The organism is Pseudomonas helleri (assembly GCF_045830615.1).
GTDB classification, from domain to species: domain Bacteria; phylum Pseudomonadota; class Gammaproteobacteria; order Pseudomonadales; family Pseudomonadaceae; genus Aquipseudomonas; species Aquipseudomonas helleri.
Window position 1 is genome coordinate 231,276 of record NZ_CP174501.1, and the last position, 15,134, is coordinate 246,409.

19 protein-coding genes are annotated in these 15,134 nt (G+C 59.2%); 8 read left to right on the plus strand and 11 right to left on the minus strand.

Features of this window, described 5'->3' with window-relative positions; genetic code table 11:
- Positions 1-37: 37 nt before the first annotated feature.
- The 4 genes from ftsY to rpoH all read left to right on the plus strand — a co-directional run bounded on the left by ftsY (position 38) and on the right by rpoH (position 4,128).
- On the plus strand, positions 38-1,471 hold the full coding sequence (gene ftsY / locus ACJJU9_RS01080; protein WP_407729878.1) for a signal recognition particle-docking protein FtsY: 1,434 nt from the start codon (positions 38-40) through the stop codon (positions 1,469-1,471).
- Positions 1,468-2,139, plus strand: coding sequence for a cell division ATP-binding protein FtsE (gene ftsE, locus ACJJU9_RS01085; RefSeq protein ID WP_048370989.1), 672 nt, complete (start codon positions 1,468-1,470; stop codon positions 2,137-2,139). The genes ftsY and ftsE overlap by 4 nt, the downstream gene beginning before the upstream one ends.
- Positions 2,136-3,161, plus strand: coding sequence for a permease-like cell division protein FtsX (ftsX, locus tag ACJJU9_RS01090; protein ID WP_048370988.1), 1,026 nt, complete (start codon positions 2,136-2,138; stop codon positions 3,159-3,161). Before ftsE ends, ftsX begins: the two co-directional genes overlap by 4 nt.
- 112 nt (positions 3,162-3,273) lie before the next feature.
- Positions 3,274-4,128: an RNA polymerase sigma factor RpoH gene (gene rpoH / locus ACJJU9_RS01095; protein ID WP_048370987.1), complete on the plus strand. Its 855-nt coding sequence runs from the start codon at positions 3,274-3,276 to the stop codon at positions 4,126-4,128.
- Between the two features lie 227 nt (positions 4,129-4,355).
- Here rpoH and mtgA read toward each other — a convergent pair whose 3' ends face one another.
- Entirely contained in the window at positions 4,356-5,081 is a 726-nt protein-coding gene (mtgA, locus tag ACJJU9_RS01100) for a monofunctional biosynthetic peptidoglycan transglycosylase (protein WP_194289384.1), read from the minus strand.
- A gap of 77 nt (positions 5,082-5,158) precedes the next feature.
- On the opposite strand from mtgA, the gene ACJJU9_RS01105 reads away from it, so the two are divergent.
- The 4 genes from ACJJU9_RS01105 (at position 5,159) to trmB (ending at position 7,395) form a co-directional block, all read left to right on the plus strand.
- Positions 5,159-5,530 (plus strand): DUF423 domain-containing protein, encoded by a 372-nt coding sequence (locus tag ACJJU9_RS01105; RefSeq protein WP_048370985.1) that lies wholly within the window; start codon positions 5,159-5,161, stop codon positions 5,528-5,530.
- Positions 5,531-5,610: 80 nt separating this feature from the next.
- Complete coding sequence (thiS, locus tag ACJJU9_RS01110) at positions 5,611-5,811, plus strand: sulfur carrier protein ThiS (protein WP_048371198.1); 201 nt, start codon at positions 5,611-5,613, stop codon at positions 5,809-5,811.
- 57 nt (positions 5,812-5,868) lie between these two features.
- Positions 5,869-6,663, plus strand: coding sequence for a thiazole synthase (locus ACJJU9_RS01115; RefSeq protein WP_048370981.1), 795 nt, complete (start codon positions 5,869-5,871; stop codon positions 6,661-6,663).
- 9 nt (positions 6,664-6,672) lie between these two features.
- Positions 6,673-7,395 (plus strand): tRNA (guanosine(46)-N7)-methyltransferase TrmB, encoded by a 723-nt coding sequence (gene trmB / locus ACJJU9_RS01120; RefSeq protein ID WP_048370979.1) that lies wholly within the window; start codon positions 6,673-6,675, stop codon positions 7,393-7,395.
- A gap of 44 nt (positions 7,396-7,439) precedes the next feature.
- Here the strand turns inward: trmB and ACJJU9_RS01125 are convergent, their stop codons facing one another.
- The 10 genes from ACJJU9_RS01125 to ACJJU9_RS01170 all read right to left on the minus strand — a co-directional run bounded on the left by ACJJU9_RS01125 (position 7,440) and on the right by ACJJU9_RS01170 (position 15,116).
- A complete protein-coding gene (locus ACJJU9_RS01125; RefSeq protein WP_407729879.1) occupies positions 7,440-8,273 on the minus strand; it encodes an EamA family transporter in 834 nt (277 codons plus the stop codon).
- A gap of 198 nt (positions 8,274-8,471) precedes the next feature.
- The gene (locus ACJJU9_RS01130; RefSeq protein ID WP_019409176.1) at positions 8,472-8,798 is read right to left on the minus strand and encodes a DUF3392 domain-containing protein; all 327 of its coding nucleotides are present in this window, start codon (positions 8,796-8,798) and stop codon (positions 8,472-8,474) included.
- A gap of 9 nt (positions 8,799-8,807) precedes the next feature.
- On the minus strand, positions 8,808-10,022 hold the full coding sequence (gene hemW, locus ACJJU9_RS01135; protein WP_331368090.1) for a radical SAM family heme chaperone HemW: 1,215 nt from the start codon (positions 10,020-10,022) through the stop codon (positions 8,808-8,810).
- The gene (rdgB, locus tag ACJJU9_RS01140) at positions 10,019-10,615 is read right to left on the minus strand and encodes an RdgB/HAM1 family non-canonical purine NTP pyrophosphatase (RefSeq protein ID WP_407729880.1); all 597 of its coding nucleotides are present in this window, start codon (positions 10,613-10,615) and stop codon (positions 10,019-10,021) included. Before rdgB ends, hemW begins: the two co-directional genes overlap by 4 nt.
- Positions 10,612-11,034 carry a DUF4426 domain-containing protein gene (locus tag ACJJU9_RS01145; RefSeq protein WP_407729881.1) on the minus strand — a complete coding sequence of 141 codons (423 nt, stop codon included), beginning with the start codon at positions 11,032-11,034 and terminating at the stop codon, positions 10,612-10,614. The genes rdgB and ACJJU9_RS01145 overlap by 4 nt, the downstream gene beginning before the upstream one ends.
- A 25-nt stretch (positions 11,035-11,059) precedes the next feature.
- Positions 11,060-11,680 carry a methionine biosynthesis protein MetW gene (gene metW / locus ACJJU9_RS01150; RefSeq protein WP_048370967.1) on the minus strand — a complete coding sequence of 207 codons (621 nt, stop codon included), beginning with the start codon at positions 11,678-11,680 and terminating at the stop codon, positions 11,060-11,062.
- A gap of 7 nt (positions 11,681-11,687) precedes the next feature.
- Positions 11,688-12,827 carry a homoserine O-acetyltransferase gene (locus tag ACJJU9_RS01155; RefSeq protein ID WP_048385090.1) on the minus strand — a complete coding sequence of 380 codons (1,140 nt, stop codon included), beginning with the start codon at positions 12,825-12,827 and terminating at the stop codon, positions 11,688-11,690.
- Positions 12,828-12,980: 153 nt separating this feature from the next.
- A complete protein-coding gene (locus tag ACJJU9_RS01160; RefSeq protein ID WP_048385088.1) occupies positions 12,981-13,568 on the minus strand; it encodes a YggT family protein in 588 nt (195 codons plus the stop codon).
- Positions 13,569-13,579: 11 nt separating this feature from the next.
- On the minus strand, positions 13,580-14,398 hold the full coding sequence (gene proC / locus ACJJU9_RS01165) for a pyrroline-5-carboxylate reductase (protein WP_048385087.1): 819 nt from the start codon (positions 14,396-14,398) through the stop codon (positions 13,580-13,582).
- Positions 14,399-14,429: 31 nt separating this feature from the next.
- On the minus strand, positions 14,430-15,116 hold the full coding sequence (locus ACJJU9_RS01170; protein WP_048385085.1) for a YggS family pyridoxal phosphate-dependent enzyme: 687 nt from the start codon (positions 15,114-15,116) through the stop codon (positions 14,430-14,432).
- Between the last annotated feature and the right edge of the window lie 18 nt (positions 15,117-15,134).

Genomic DNA, 15,134 nt, shown 5'->3' on the forward strand with positions numbered 1-15,134 from the left:
ACAGTGGCGCGTCGCTACGATGAGATAGCCGTCCTCCATGTTTGGTTCCAACGACGACAAGAAGAACCCAGCTGCGGCTGGCGAGAAGAAAGGCCTGTTCGGATGGCTGCGCAGAAAACCGCAGGAAACCGTCGTTGAACAGCCAGCGCCTGCGCCTGAAGTCACCCCCGAGCCGTTGATCGAAGCCACACCGGTGGTGGTCGAGCCCGTGCCAGAAGTGGTCGCTGCCCCTGTGGTTGAAGCGGCCAAACCTGAGCCATGGCCGCCGTTGCCGGTGCCCGAGGAGCCGGTTGCCCTGGTCGAAGACGTGGAAGCGCCGCACATCGTGCCGCCGATTCCAGAGCCAGAGTCTGTGGTTGCGGTGGTTGAAGTCGTTGAGCCGGTGCTTGAGGTGGTTGAGACCCTGCCTGAGCCTGAGCCTGAGCCGGTTGCTCCAGCTCCAGCTCCAGCTCCAGCGCCTATTGCCGCTCCGGTTGCCGTGGTGGCTGCACCTGCGCCTGTGGTCGAGCCGCCTGCACCTGCTCCTGTGGCAGAAGCCAAAGTTGGTTTCTTTGCCCGCCTTAAACAAGGTTTGTCCAAAACCAGCGCCAGCATTGGCGAAGGCATGGCCAGCCTGTTCCTCGGCAAAAAAGTCATTGATGACGACCTGCTGGACGAAATCGAAACCCGTTTGCTGACGGCCGACGTGGGCGTTGAAGCGACCTCGGTGATCATCAAAAACCTGACGCAGAAGGTCGCGCGCAAGCAACTGACCGACGCCGACGCGCTGTACAAGTCGTTGCAGGACGAGCTGGCCGCCATGCTCAAGCCGGTTGAGCAACCGCTGAAAATAGAAGCCCGCAACAAGCCGTTCGTGATTCTGGTGGTCGGCGTCAACGGTGCGGGTAAAACCACCACCATCGGCAAGCTGGCGAAAAAACTGCAACTGGAAGGCAAAAAAGTCATGCTGGCGGCCGGTGATACCTTCCGTGCCGCAGCGGTCGAGCAGTTGCAGGTCTGGGGCGAGCGTAACCACATCCCGGTGATCGCCCAGCACACGGGCGCCGACTCGGCCTCGGTGATCTTTGACGCGGTGCAAGCCGCCAAGGCGCGGGGCATCGACGTGTTGATCGCCGACACCGCCGGTCGTCTGCACACCAAAGACAACCTGATGGAAGAGCTGAAAAAAGTCCGCCGGGTGATCGGCAAACTCGACGAAGAAGCGCCGCACGAAGTGCTGCTGGTGCTCGACGCCGGTACCGGCCAGAACGCTATCAACCAGGCCAAGCAGTTTAACCAGACCGTGGCTTTGACCGGCCTGGCGCTGACCAAGCTCGACGGCACGGCCAAAGGAGGGGTGATCTTCGCCCTGGCCAAGCAGTTCAACATCCCGATCCGTTTTATCGGCGTCGGTGAAGGCATCGATGATTTGCGTACCTTTGAGTCCGAACCTTTTGTTCAGGCTCTGTTTGCGGAGCGGGAGCGTCCATGATTCGTTTCGAGCAGGTCGGTAAACGCTATCCAAATGGACACGTGGGCCTGCACGAGCTGAGCTTCCGGGTCCGTCGCGGCGAGTTTCTGTTTGTCACCGGCCACTCCGGCGCGGGCAAAAGCACGCTGTTGCGGCTGTTGCTGGCGATGGAGCGCCCTACCAGCGGCAAATTGCTGCTGGCGGGCCAGGACCTGAGCCAGATCAGCAACGCGCAGATTCCTTTTTTGCGTCGCCAGATCGGCGTGGTCTTCCAGAACCACCAGTTGTTGTTTGATCGCACGGTGTTCAACAACGTCGCGCTGCCGTTGCAGATTCTGGGCTTGTCCAAGCCGGAAATTGCCAAGCGCGTCGACTCCGCGCTGGACCGCGTGTCGCTGTCGGACAAAGCCGAGCTTTACCCCGGCGACTTGTCCACCGGCCAACAACAACGCGTCGGCATTGCCCGAGCCATCGTCCATCGTCCAGCCTTGCTGCTGGCAGATGAACCTACCGGCAACCTCGACCCGCGTTTGGCGGCGGAAATTATGGGCGTATTTGAAGACATCAACCGTTTGGGCACCAGCGTACTGATTGCCAGCCACGACCTGGCGCTGATCGCGCGCATGCGCCACCGTATGCTGACCTTGCAGCGTGGCCGATTGATTGGCGACGGGGAGGCCGGGCAATGAGTGCCACTCGCAGTTCCAAGGTGTCCGAACGCGTGGCACCCAAGGCGGCCGATCCACAGCCGCCGAAAAAGAAAAAACACGACGAAGACGACGGCCCCAGCTTTGGGATGTTGTTCCATGCTTGGGTCGAGTCGCACCGCGCCAGTCTGCTGGACAGCTTGCGCCGCTTGGGCAAGCAGCCGATTGGCAGCTTTTTTACCTGTTTGGTGATGGCCGTCGCCCTGAGCTTGCCGATGGGCTTGTCGCTGTTGCTGAACAACGTCGAGCGCCTGGGCGGTTCATGGCAGCGCGCCGCGCAAATTTCGCTGTACCTGCAAATGGACGCCAGCAACTCGCAGGGCGAGCAATTAAGCAATCAGATAAAAGGTATGCCGGGGGTCGCGGACGCTGAATTCATCAGCCGCGAAAAGGCTCTGGATGAGTTCCAGCAGCAGTCTGGCTTGGGCGAAGCGCTCAAAGAGCTGCCGGACAATCCGTTGCCGGGTGTGGTGCTGGTGACCCCCAATGAGGTCGATAAAGCCACCCTTGAAGCCCTGCGCGAGCGCCTTTCCGAGTTGCCGAAAGTGCAACAGGCGCAACTTGATCTAGTCTGGGTCGAACGCTTGGCGGCGATCCTCAAGCTGGGTGACCGTTTTGTGTTCGGGTTGACCGTTTTGCTGGTCTCGGCGTTGCTGCTGGTGATCGGTAACACCATTCGTCTGCACATCGAGAACCGTCGGATCGAAATTGAAGTGATCAAGCTGGTCGGTGGTACAGACAGCTACGTGCGTAGGCCGTTTCTGTACATGGGCGCGCTTTACGGGTTTGGCGCCGGGATTCTTTCCTGGGGGGTGTTGGCATTCGGTTTGAACTGGCTCAACGACGCGGTTGTCGGGCTGGCGGGATTGTATGGCAGCGATTTTGCGCTGGCCGGAGTGCCGGTAGCCGATGGTCTGTCGCTATTGCTTGGCGCGGTGCTGTTAGGGTATATCGGTGCATGGATTGCAGTCGCACGTCACTTACGTGAGCTTTCGCCTAAGTAATTGCTTTATACATGTTGACCTTTTCAGCTTTTTTCGGAACTTTTTTCACAGTTTCCGGTCAACTTTCGCAGTGCTGAACTGCACGAGTTATGTGAGACGGAGGTTTATTCGTATGACCACTTCTTTGCAACCTGCGTATGCGTTGGTCCCCGGTGCGAACCTGGAGGCCTATGTCAACACGGTGAACAGTATTCCACTGCTGACACCCGAGCAGGAGCGTGAACTGGCCGAGAGTCTCTACTATGAGCAGGATTTGGGGGCGGCTCGGCAGATGGTGCTCGCCCACCTGCGTTTTGTTGTACACATTGCCCGTAGTTACTCGGGTTATGGCCTGGCTCAGGCAGACCTGATCCAGGAAGGTAACGTCGGCCTGATGAAGGCGGTCAAACGCTTCAACCCCGAAATGGGTGTGCGTCTGGTGTCGTTCGCCGTGCACTGGATCAAGGCAGAGATCCACGAGTTCATTCTGCGTAACTGGCGGATCGTGAAAGTCGCGACCACCAAGGCCCAGCGCAAACTGTTCTTCAACCTGCGCAGCCAGAAAAAACGTCTGGCCTGGCTGAACAACGAAGAAGTCCATCGCGTGGCTGAAAGCCTGGGCGTAGAGCCTCGCGAAGTGCGCGAAATGGAAAGCCGCCTGACCGGTCAAGACATGGCCTTTGATCCGGCAGCAGAAGCTGACGACGACAGTGCATTCCAGTCGCCAGCCAACTACCTGGAAGACCACCGGTACGACCCGGCGCGTCAACTGGAAGATGCTGACTGGACCGACAACTCCAACACCAACCTGCACGAAGCGCTGGAAGTGTTGGACGACCGTAGCCGTGACATTCTGTATCAGCGCTGGTTGGCTGAAGAGAAAGCCACGCTGCACGACCTGGCGCAAAAGTACAACGTGTCTGCAGAGCGTATTCGTCAGCTGGAAAAAAGCGCGATGAACAAGCTCAAACTCTCGATCGCCGCTTAACGCGACTGTCAAAAAAACGCCCCGATCTGATCGGGGCGTTTTTGTTTGTGGGCAAATACCCTGTAGGAGCGAGCTTGCCTCGCGATCTTTTGATCTTGATCTAAGACGCCTCTCACCACGCCTCTCCCGAAGGAGAGGGAACCGATTGGGGGATGCTGAAGATATTCGGTAGCCTGTTTGCTGCGCGACAGCGCGGCGTCGAAGACGGTGCGGCAGTTCCAGTTGTTTTACTCCGCCCAGGGCTTGTCGCTGCGGGAGGTGTTCAGGGTGGTGAGGTAATTGTCGCCGCCCAATTGGCGCATTTGCTGGCGAATCCAGGCAGCGCGGCTGGCCACGTAGGGCGTCGGGTGGCTGGCGCTCCAGTTACGCGGGTTGGGCAATACGGCAGCCAGCTGGCTGGCCTGCTGGCGCGAGAGGTTTTTGGCGTCGACGCCAAAGTGATGCTGCGCCGCGGCCTGTGCGCCAAACACCCCTTCATCCCATTCGGCGCTATTGAGGTACACCTCAAGGATCCGCTGCTTGGGCCACAACAGCTCAATCAACCCGGTAAACCAGGCTTCGAGCCCTTTGCGCAGCCAACTGCGGCCCGACCACAAAAACAGGTTTTTCGACACCTGCTGGCTCAGCGTGCTGGCGCCGCGCACGGTGCCGCCCTTTTCGTTATGCACGAACGCCGCCCTGATCGCGCTGAAGTCAAAGCCCCAGTGCTCGGCGAATTTCTGATCTTCGCCGGCAATCACCGCCACTTTCAGCTCGTTGGAGATGTCATCCCAAGGCCGCCAGTTGCGTTGCAGGTCAATGGGCTGGCCGTCGAACCACGATTCAACCTTGCGCTCGACCATCAGCGCGGTGCCCGGCGGCGGCACCCAGCGGAAAATCAGCACCAGCAACGCACTGCCCGCTGCAAACCACAGCAGGGCTTTAAGGACGCGATGTAGAAGATTACGCAGCATAGATGGCTTGGCCGAACCCGTTGAGCGGGCCATTATACAGACCCTGCGCTATTCGATGACCCTGAAGGGAGTGAACCATGTTGCGTGTTTTCCTGATGTTGGCCGCCTTCTTTGGCTTTACCGGCGTTGCCCTCGGCGCATTCGCGGCCCATGGCCTGAAAGGCCGCCTGAGTGAGCAATACCTGGCTATTTTTCATACCGGTGTGACCTATCAACTGGTTCATGCCTTGGCCTTGATTGGCGTCGCGCTGCTGGCGACGCAACTGCAAAGCCGCTTGGTGACGTGGGCCGGTATCTGTTTTGCGCTGGGCATTGTGCTGTTCTCCGGCAGTTTGTACGTGCTGACAATGACCGGCATCAGCAAGCTGGGGATGATCACCCCCATCGGTGGCCTCGGCTTTTTGGCGGGCTGGTTATGCCTGGGGCTGGCCGCCTGGCGCGTTAGTTAAGTCTGTAGGACGAATGGCTTGGGTCGCCCTGACTGATCGGGCTAGAATGCTGACCCCTAAAAATGATGGCAGCGTCGCGCATGCACATTCAGTTGAACGGTGAATCCTTTGAACTGCCGGACGGCGAGACCGTCGCTGGCTTGTTGGCCCTCCAGGAACTGACAGGCCGCCGTGTCGCCGTCGAGCTTAACCTGGACATCGTGCCGCGCAGCCAGCATGGCGAAACGGTGCTCAAAGAAGGCGATCAGGTCGAAGTGGTTCATGCCATCGGTGGCGGCTAGTCAGCTGGCCCCGCTTCACCCCTGTCCACAGAGCACACAATCAGAAGAGGATTCCCGATGAGCAATGTTCGCAGCGACAAGCCTTTCGTGTTGGCCGGCCGTACGTACCAGTCGCGTTTGCTGGTAGGCACCGGCAAATACCGTGACCTGGAAGAAACCCGCCTGGCCATCGAAGCCTCGGGCGCAGAAATCGTCACCGTCGCTGTGCGTCGTACCAACATCGGGCAAAACCCCGGCGAGCCGAACCTGCTCGACGTGTTGCCGCCAGATCGCTACACCATCCTGCCGAACACCGCCGGGTGCTACGACGCGGTTGAAGCCGTGCGTACCTGCCGACTGGCCCGTGAGCTGCTCGACGGCCACAACCTGGTCAAACTCGAAGTGCTGGCAGACCAGAAAACCCTGTTCCCTAACGTGATCGAAACCCTCAAGGCCGCCGAAGTGCTGGTCAAGGACGGTTTTGACGTGATGGTGTACACCAGCGATGACCCGATCATCGCCCGCGAGCTTGAAGCCATGGGCTGCATCGCGGTCATGCCGCTGGCGGGCCTGATCGGCACGGGGTTGGGCATCTGCAACCCGTACAACCTGCGGATCATTCTGGAAGAAGCGAAAATCCCGGTGCTGGTGGACGCGGGCGTAGGCACTGCCTCCGACGCCACCATCGCCATGGAAATGGGCTGCGAAGCCGTGCTGATGAACTCAGCCATCGCCAACGCCCAGCATCCAATCATCATGGCCGAAGCCATGAAGCACGCCATTGTGGCGGGCCGTCTGGCGTATCTGGCCGGGCGCATGCCGAAAAAACTCTATGCCAGCGCCTCCTCGCCGCTGGATGGTCTGATCAAGTAAGAGCCACTGATGACTGAATCACTCGACACCCCAACCCTGGAAGAAGGCGACGACCGCCAGCACCGCCGCATCAAGAGCTTTGTGATGCGTGCCGGGCGCATGACCGAAGGCCAGCAACGCGGCCTGGATCAAGGCGCGCCGCTGTACGTACTGCCGCTGGCCGATGCGCCGGTCGATTACGACCAGGTGTTTGGTCGCTCGGCACCGCGCACCCTGGAAATCGGCTTCGGCATGGGTCACTCCCTGCTGGAAATGGCGGCGGCTTCGCCTGAGCAAGACTTCATCGGGGTCGAGGTTCACCGTCCGGGTGTGGGCGCGCTGCTCAACGGCGTGCTGACCCAAGGCCTGACCAACCTGCGGGTTTACGACTGCGACGCGATCGAAGTCCTGACCCGCTGCGTGGCTGACAACAGCCTCGACCGCCTGCTGCTGTTCTTCCCGGACCCATGGCACAAGAGCCGTCACCACAAGCGCCGCATCGTCCAGGCATCGTTTGCCGAACTGGTGCGTTCCAAGCTGAAAGTGGGTGGCGTGCTGCACATGGCGACCGACTGGGAACCGTATGCCGAGTACATGCTGGAAGTCATGAACGTCGCGCCGGGTTACCGCAACCTGGCCGAAGACGGCCAGTGCGTCCCACGCCCGGCCGAGCGCCCGGTGACCAAGTTCGAACGCCGTGGCGAACGTCTTGGGCATGGCGTGTGGGATTTGAAGTTCGAGAAGTTGGCGTAAGGATTTATTAAAGTGCCGGTTTCCCCCTGCTTGGAGGCCGGTTTCTAAGCCAAACGTAACGTGATTGCCCCGATTGCAATCACGCAAACGGACACACAACGCACGATCGTGATGTGTTCTTTCAGAATCAGCCACGAAATCACGGCTGAGAACAAAATTGACGTTTCACGCAGCGCGGCCACGACGGCTACGGGGGCCTGAGTCATTGCATATAAGGCCAGCCCATAAGAAACCAGAGTGCCAAGACCTCCGACAGCACCCAAGTGCCAATTGAGCCGCAGATAGTGACGCGTCTGCGACCATTGAGTGAGTGTTGCCCAGCAGACAATAGATGCGCCAGTAATCAGAAATATCCAGAGCGTGTAAGACGCTGGTGCTGCGGATAACCGTACGCCAATACCATCGACTAATGTGTAGCTGCTAATAACCAAAGCGTTTAATAGGGCGAGTATTAAACCTTCCCGACTCTTTTGCCCCCCGCTCCAGAGCATTATTAAAATACCCGAACAGATAATACAGACACCCAGCCAGGCAGGGCTGGACAAGGTTTCGTCGAGGAAAAGGGTACCGGCGAGAGCAACAATAAGCGGTGCCGCACCGCGCATTATTGGGTAAGTTTGGCTCATGTCTGCAATGCGATAGATCCTTGCGATCAGTGCAAAATAGACGATTTGCAGTGCTGCAGACAGCGCAATATAGGGCCAGCTTTCTGGGCTTGGGGAAGGAAGGACAGGCAGTAAAACAACAGCCCAAAGCGCCGCTGAAGCGGTCACCAGCACCATGGTTAATACCGTGTTCTTGCCAGCTTTAACAATGGCGTTCCATGACGCGTGTAGAACGGCGGCTACGATGACTATTTCAAATACCGTTAGTGACATAACTAAAGCCCGTGACTGCGTAAATTACGGAAGTTTGTCTGTTCAGTAGTGCTCTTTAACTTTGGCCATGGCGTGTGGGATTTGAAGTTCGAGAAGTTGGCGTAAAAAACGCAATCCTGTGTAGGAGCGAGCTTGTCTCGCGATCTTTTAAAAGATCAAAAGATCGCGAGGCAAGCTCGCTCCTACAGGGGGGCGGGGTTATCCGCGGCGATCTGCGACTACGCCGATCAACACCAGTACCACCAACAACACCGGCGCAAGGCTGTAGTTGTTGAATTGGCTCAGGCCGCGCTCAACCCATGGGGTGGCGTAGATCAGGGCGGCGCCGCTGCCGATCAGGCACAGCAGGGCCATCAAGGGAACGCGCAAGGCACCGGCGATGCTGCCCAGACGCTGTTCAACCCACCCTTTAAAGTCCGCACCAAACAGCACCAGCAGGCAGCCAATCAGGGCCAGGGATATCTCGGAGAGATGGCTGCGGCTCCAGCGTGACACGGTGGCAAGCAGGTCAAGTACCAAGTCCATTCGCGTTCCTTAGATCAGAAAGTGCTGTAACAAGTCGTTGAGAAACAACTGCCCTCGGGCGGTCGCCGCCAAGCGTGTCGGTTCGACCTGCAATAAGCCGCTTTGTTCTGCCGCCTGCCGTCCCTCGTTCAAACTCTCAAGAGGCAAACCGGTGCGCTGCGGGTAGAGCGATGAGTCGACGCCGTCGGTAAGACGCAAGGCGTTCATTAGAAACTCAAAAGGTAGCTCTTCCGCTGTCAGGGTTTTCTCACCGGCTTGAAAGTTTTTGGCTGGATTGAGGTAGTCCTTTGGAAGACGGGTCTTCCAGGTGCGGACAATTCGGCCATCAGGATGGCTCAATTTCCCATGAGCGCCAGCGCCAATACCGATAAAGTCACCAAAGCTCCAGTAGTTCAGGTTGTGCCGCGCCGGGCGACCCGGCTGGGCGTAGGCCGACACTTCGTACTGGGCGTAGCCGTGTTCGGCGAGCAACGCCTGGCCCGCTTCCTGGATGTCCCACAAGGTGTCGTCTTCGGGCAAATCAGGCGGCTTGTTCCAGAACACCGTGTTGGGTTCCAGCGTCAGTTGATACCACGACAAGTGTGTCGGTTTGAGGGCAATGGCCTGGCGCAAGTCGCTCAGGGCGTCTTCCAGGCTCTGATCGGGCAAGCCGTGCATCAAGTCGAGGTTGAAGTTATCAAAGCCCGCCTGACGCGCCATCCCGGCGGCGCGCACGGCTTCGTCACCGTTGTGGATACGGCCCAGTGCCTGGAGTTTTTCTTGCTGAAAACTCTGGATGCCAATCGACAGGCGATTGATCCCCAGTTGGCGGTAGGCCACAAACTTTTCTTGCTCAAACGTGCCGGGGTTGGCTTCGAGGGTGATTTCGATGTCGCTGGCAAACGGGATGCGCGCTTCGACCCCCTTGAGCAAGCGGCCCAGCGCCTGGGCGCTGAACAGGCTCGGCGTGCCGCCGCCAAAAAAAATCGAGCTCAGCTCGCGGTCATAGACCGCGTGCAGGTCTTGATCGAGGTCGGCCAGCAGCGCGTCGACGTATTCTTCTTCGGGCAGCACCGGGCTTGCAGTGTGCGAGTTGAAGTCGCAGTACGGGCATTTGCGCACGCACCACGGAATATGGATGTACAGCGACAGGGGTGGCAGTTGCGTCAGCGGCGCGCGCGGCGCCTGCTGAGTAAAGCCAGCCGCACCCAGATAGAGCGGCTGTGAAGGGGTGTCATGGGTCATTTCAGGCCCAAACGCTGACGCAGCAAGTCCATGGCGCGGGCGCGGTGGCTCAACTGGTTTTTCTCGGCCGGGCTGAGCTCAGCGCTGGAGCAGTTGCGCTCCGGCACCCAAAACAGCGGGTCGTAACCAAAACCGTGCTCGCCGCTGGCCGCGTGCAGGATGCGGCCGTGCCACAAGCCTTCGCAGATAATCGGCAGCGGATCGTCAGCGTGACGCACTAATGCCAGCACGCACACAAATTGCGCGCCGCGCTCGGCTTCTGGCACGTCTTTCAAGGCGTCGAGCAGCTTGGCGTTGTTTGCCGCATCGCCTTTGCCGTCGGCATAACGGGCCGAGTAGATGCCCGGTGCCCCCCCGAGAAAATCCACCGCCAGCCCCGAGTCGTCTGCCAGTGCCGGCAAGCCGGAGATACGTGCCGCGTTGCGCGCTTTAAGAATCGCGTTTTCAACGAACGACAAGCCGGTTTCATCCGGCTCGACGCTGTTGAATTCTCCAATCGAGCGCAACTGCACCGACTCGCCGAGCATGGCCTGAAGTTCTTTGAGTTTGCCGGCGTTGTGGCTAGCCAGGACCAGTTGCGTAAGGTTAATCATTGGAGCGGAGCGACCTCTTGGGAAAATTCGATGTCTTTGGTTTCGCCGTTGACCTTAAGCTCAATGGCGAACACATAGACTTTAGCGGGCTGGACCGGGAACTGGGCGAAGTAATCAATCGCCCCCTGGTCATTGATCACCTGTTTGAAGGTGAGCGGTTTAGCTTTTTTATCACCGGTTTCGCGGTAAGTGCCCTTGATCGTGCTGGCTATTTTTTGATCATCTTTGGACAGGTTGAAGTTCAGCGCACCCAGTCGCTCACTGCGTTGTAGGCCATACCTGGCGGTGATCTCAGGGCTCAGGAAGTTGGTCATGAAGGCGTTGTAGTTGACCACGGTGCCGCCCACCTGGGTGGCCCCCGCAGCCATCGCCTGAACGGCGAAGCACATCGACAGCAGCAGTAATCCAATCCGTCCCATAGCCCTTCTCCTTGTGAACCCTGATTTAAACCGCGATTTGATGATCCTGCAGGCCAGGACTGCTGACACGGTAAATGCCAATCTCACCCAACAGGTTAGGCCATAACTTACTCGCCCATCCGTGCCGGTGTTGTTGATCTACAGCAAGGCGGTTGATCACGCGGGCTTCGCGCTCACGGCACAGCTCTTCAAAGTCTTCGAAGGTGCAGAAGTGAATGTTCGGCGTGTTGTACCAGGTGTACGGCAGAAATTCGGACACGGGCATGCGGCCTTTGCTGGCCAGATACCAGCGGCAACGCCAGTGACCGAAGTTCGGAAAGGTGATGATGCACTGGCGCCCGACGCGCAGCATCTCGTCGAGGATCCGGTCAGGGTAGTGCACCGCTTGCAGCGCCTGGGTCATGACCACGATGTCAAAGCTGTTGCTGGCAAAGTTGCCCAGCCCTTTGTCCAGGTCTTGCTCGATCACGTTGATGCCTTTGGCCACGCACTCGGCGATGTTGTCCGGGTCGTTTTCCAGGCCGTAACCGGTGACTTGCTTGTTGTCGCGCAGCCAGCTCAGCAGTTCGCCATCACCACAACCGAGGTCGAGTACGCGGCTGCCAGCGGGGATCCAGTCTTGGATGATTTCCAGGTCGGCTCTCATGGCGTTCTCACAGGTCTATTCGGTTCATGTAATTGCTGAAGGCTTGCAGGTAACGCGGGATCGGAATCAGGAAGGCGTCATGGCCTTGCGGTGCATCGATCTCGAGGTAGCAAACGTCTTTTTTCGCCGCCATCAGCGCATCCACCAGCTCACGCGAGCGCGCCGGCGAGAAGCGCCAGTCGGTGGTGAATGACATCACGCAAAAGCGTGCCTTGGCCCCGGCAAAGGTTTTGGCCAGGTCGTCGTTGTAGTTGGCGGCCGGGTCGAAGTAGTCCAGCGCCTTGGTCATCAACAGGTAGGTATTGGCGTCGAAACGCCCGGAAAACTCCTCGCCTTGATAGCGCAGGTAGCTTTCTACCTGGAACTCGACGCTGTGGAAGTCGTAGTTGAGGTTTTCGTTCTTCAGGCCACGGCCGAATTTCTCGCCCATGGAGTCATCGGACAGGTAAGTGATGTGCCCGACCATGCGCGCCAGCATCAGGCCACGCTTGGGGATCACGCCTTGTTCCTGGAACGAGCCGCCGTGGAACTCAGGGTCGGTGAGGATGGCCTGACGCGCCACTTCGTTGAACGCGATGTTCTGCGCGGACAATTTGGGCGCCGAGGCAATCGCCAGGCAATGGCGCAGGCGATCCGGGTAGCTGATGCTCCACTGCAACGCCTGCATGCCGCCCAGGCTGCCACCGATTACGGCAGCCCACTGGTTAATGCCCAAACGGTCGGCCAGACGGGCCTGGCTGTGCACCCAGTCTTCCACGGTCAGCACCGGGAAATCGGCGCCAAACGGGCGGCCGGTTTCGGGGTTGAGGCTGCTTGGGCCGGTAGAGCCATTACAGCCGCCAAGATTGTTGAGGCTGACCACGAAGAACTTGTTGGTGTCGATCGGCTTGCCGGGGCCGATGCAGCTGTCCCACCAGCCGGGCTTGCGCTCGTCGGCACTGTGGTAACCGGCGGCATGGTGATGCCCGGAAAGCGCGTGGCAGATCAGCACGGCATTGCTGGCCGTGGCATTGAGCTGGCCATAGGTTTCGTAAATCAGATCATAGGCAGGCAGTGAACGGCCACAGGCTAACGCCAGCGGTTCGCTGAAGTGCGCGATTTGCGGCACGACCAGACCAACGGAATCGGGGGGAAAGGCAGCTGGCATTGACCCTGCTCTCATTCAAATGAGGCGTAAGTCTAATGAGCGGGGGGCAGAGCGGCAAGCAATGCTCAAACCTCTGTAGGAGCGAGCTTGTCTCGCGATCTTTTGATGTTTTAAAAGATCGCGAGACAAGCTCGCTCCTACAGGTTTTTTTCGTTAGATCAGGCCGAACAGCACGACCGGCATGCCGACGTACATCGCCAAAGGCGGGATGACGTAGCTTTGCAGCAACTGGATGACCATGAACGCCAGAATCGGCGAGATATCCAGGCCGCCCATGCTCGGCAGAATACGGCGGAACGGAGCCAGGGCTGGCTCGGTGATCTGGTTAACCAGCTCAGCGGCCGGGCTGGCGCCGCCCGGTGCAACCCACGAGAGGATCACGCTGATGATGATGGCGAAGAAGAACACCTTCAAAAACAGCGTAAATACGCCGATCAACGCCCAGGCCAGCAGCCCGAGGATGTTGAAGGACATGTAGCTCAGCGTCAGGACCACGGCGAAGATCACCATCTGCACCAGAATGGCCAGCACCAGCGATGACATGTCCAGCCCGAACAGGCTCGGGATCACCCGACGCATCGGCTTGAGCAGCGGTTGCGTGGCGCGCACGGTGAACTGGCACAGCGGGTTGTAGAAGTTGGCGCGGACCAGTTGCAGGATAAAACGCAGCAGCACGATCAGCAGGTAGAGGCTACCCAGGGTTTGAATCACAAAAATGGCAGCGCCATTAAGTCCAGACATCATGTGCTCCTTTATTGACCCAATTGTTCGGCCATTTCGGCCGAGCGGTGCGCGGCGGCACTCAATGCTTTTTCGACGATGGCTTCAAAGCCGTCTGCCTGGAACGACTTTATCGCCGCTTCAGTGGTGCCCGCGGGCGAAGTCACCCGGCGGCGCAACTCAGCCGCGTCGATGCCGCTGGACACGGCCATGTGGGCAGCTCCCAGCGAGGTGTGTTGCGCCAGTTGTTCGGCCACTTCACGGGGCAGGCCGAGTTTGACGCCAGCGGCGGTCATGGCTTCGATCAGCAGGAAGAAATACGCCGGGCCGCTGCCCGACACGGCGGTCACGGCGTCGATCTGTGCTTCAGTGTCGACCCATACCACGATGCCCACGGCAGACAGCAGCTCGTCGGCTTGCTGACGCTGTTCGGCGGTCACCGACTCAGTGGCGAACAGGCCGCTCACGCCCTTGCCCAGCAAGGCCGGAGTGTTCGGCATGCAGCGAACCAGAGGCTGTGCGCCGACCCAGTTCAGCAGGCTGGCGCTGGTGATGCCGGCAGCTACCGACACCAACAATTGATGCGGCTTGAGGTGCGGGCGCAGGTCCAGGCACACGGCCTTCATGGCTTGCGGTTTAACCGCAATTACAATCACGTCAGCGTCTTGCACGGCCTGCGCGTTGTCGGCGAATACCTCAATGCCGTGCTCGGCCGCGACCTTGGCCCGGGTCTCGGCGCCGGGATCGCAGGCGCGGATCTGTGCAGCATCCAGACCTTTGGCCCGCAGGCCGCCGATCAGGCTGGAAGCCATGTTGCCGGCCCCGATAAAGGCAATACGCGTTTTGCTCATAACCGATCCTTATAAAAGTTGGGCGAGTGTCTCAAGCCTGGCCGTAATCGCGGGCGCCAAACAACGCGGTGCCGATACGCACCCACGTCGCGCCTTGGGCAATGGCCGACTCCAGGTCGTGGCTCATGCCCATGGAGAGTGTATCGAGCCCCATGTTCAGGCTTTGTTGCAATGATCGTACCTTGGCAAACGCGGCGTCTTGCTCGGCGCGCACCTCGGTGGGTTCCGGAATCGCCATCAAACCGCGCAACGTCAAACGTGGCAACGCCTGGATTGCCGCCGCCAGAGCTGGCAAGTCCTCGGGCGTGCAGCCTGACTTGCTGGCCTCACCGCTGACATTGACCTGAATGCAGATATTGAGCGGGGGCAAGTCGGCCGGGCGTTGTTCCGAAAGGCGCTGGGCAATCTTCAAGCGGTCTACGGAATGCACCCACGCAAAATGCTCGGCGATCTCACGCGTCTTGTTCGATTGAATGGGGCCGATGAAGTGCCAACTCAAGGGCAGGTCGGTTAATTCGACCTGTTTGGCACGGGCCTCTTGCAGATAATTCTCGCCAAAATCGCGAATGCCGGCGGCGTACGCCTCGCGCAGGGCGGCTGCGGGTTTGGTCTTGCTGACCGCGAGTAAGTGAATGCTCGTTACATCACGTTGCACAGCCTCTGCCGCTGCACGGATACGCGCCTCAACCTGAGCAATGTTGCCTGCTATCGTGGACATTCAATTAAGCCCGCCGTT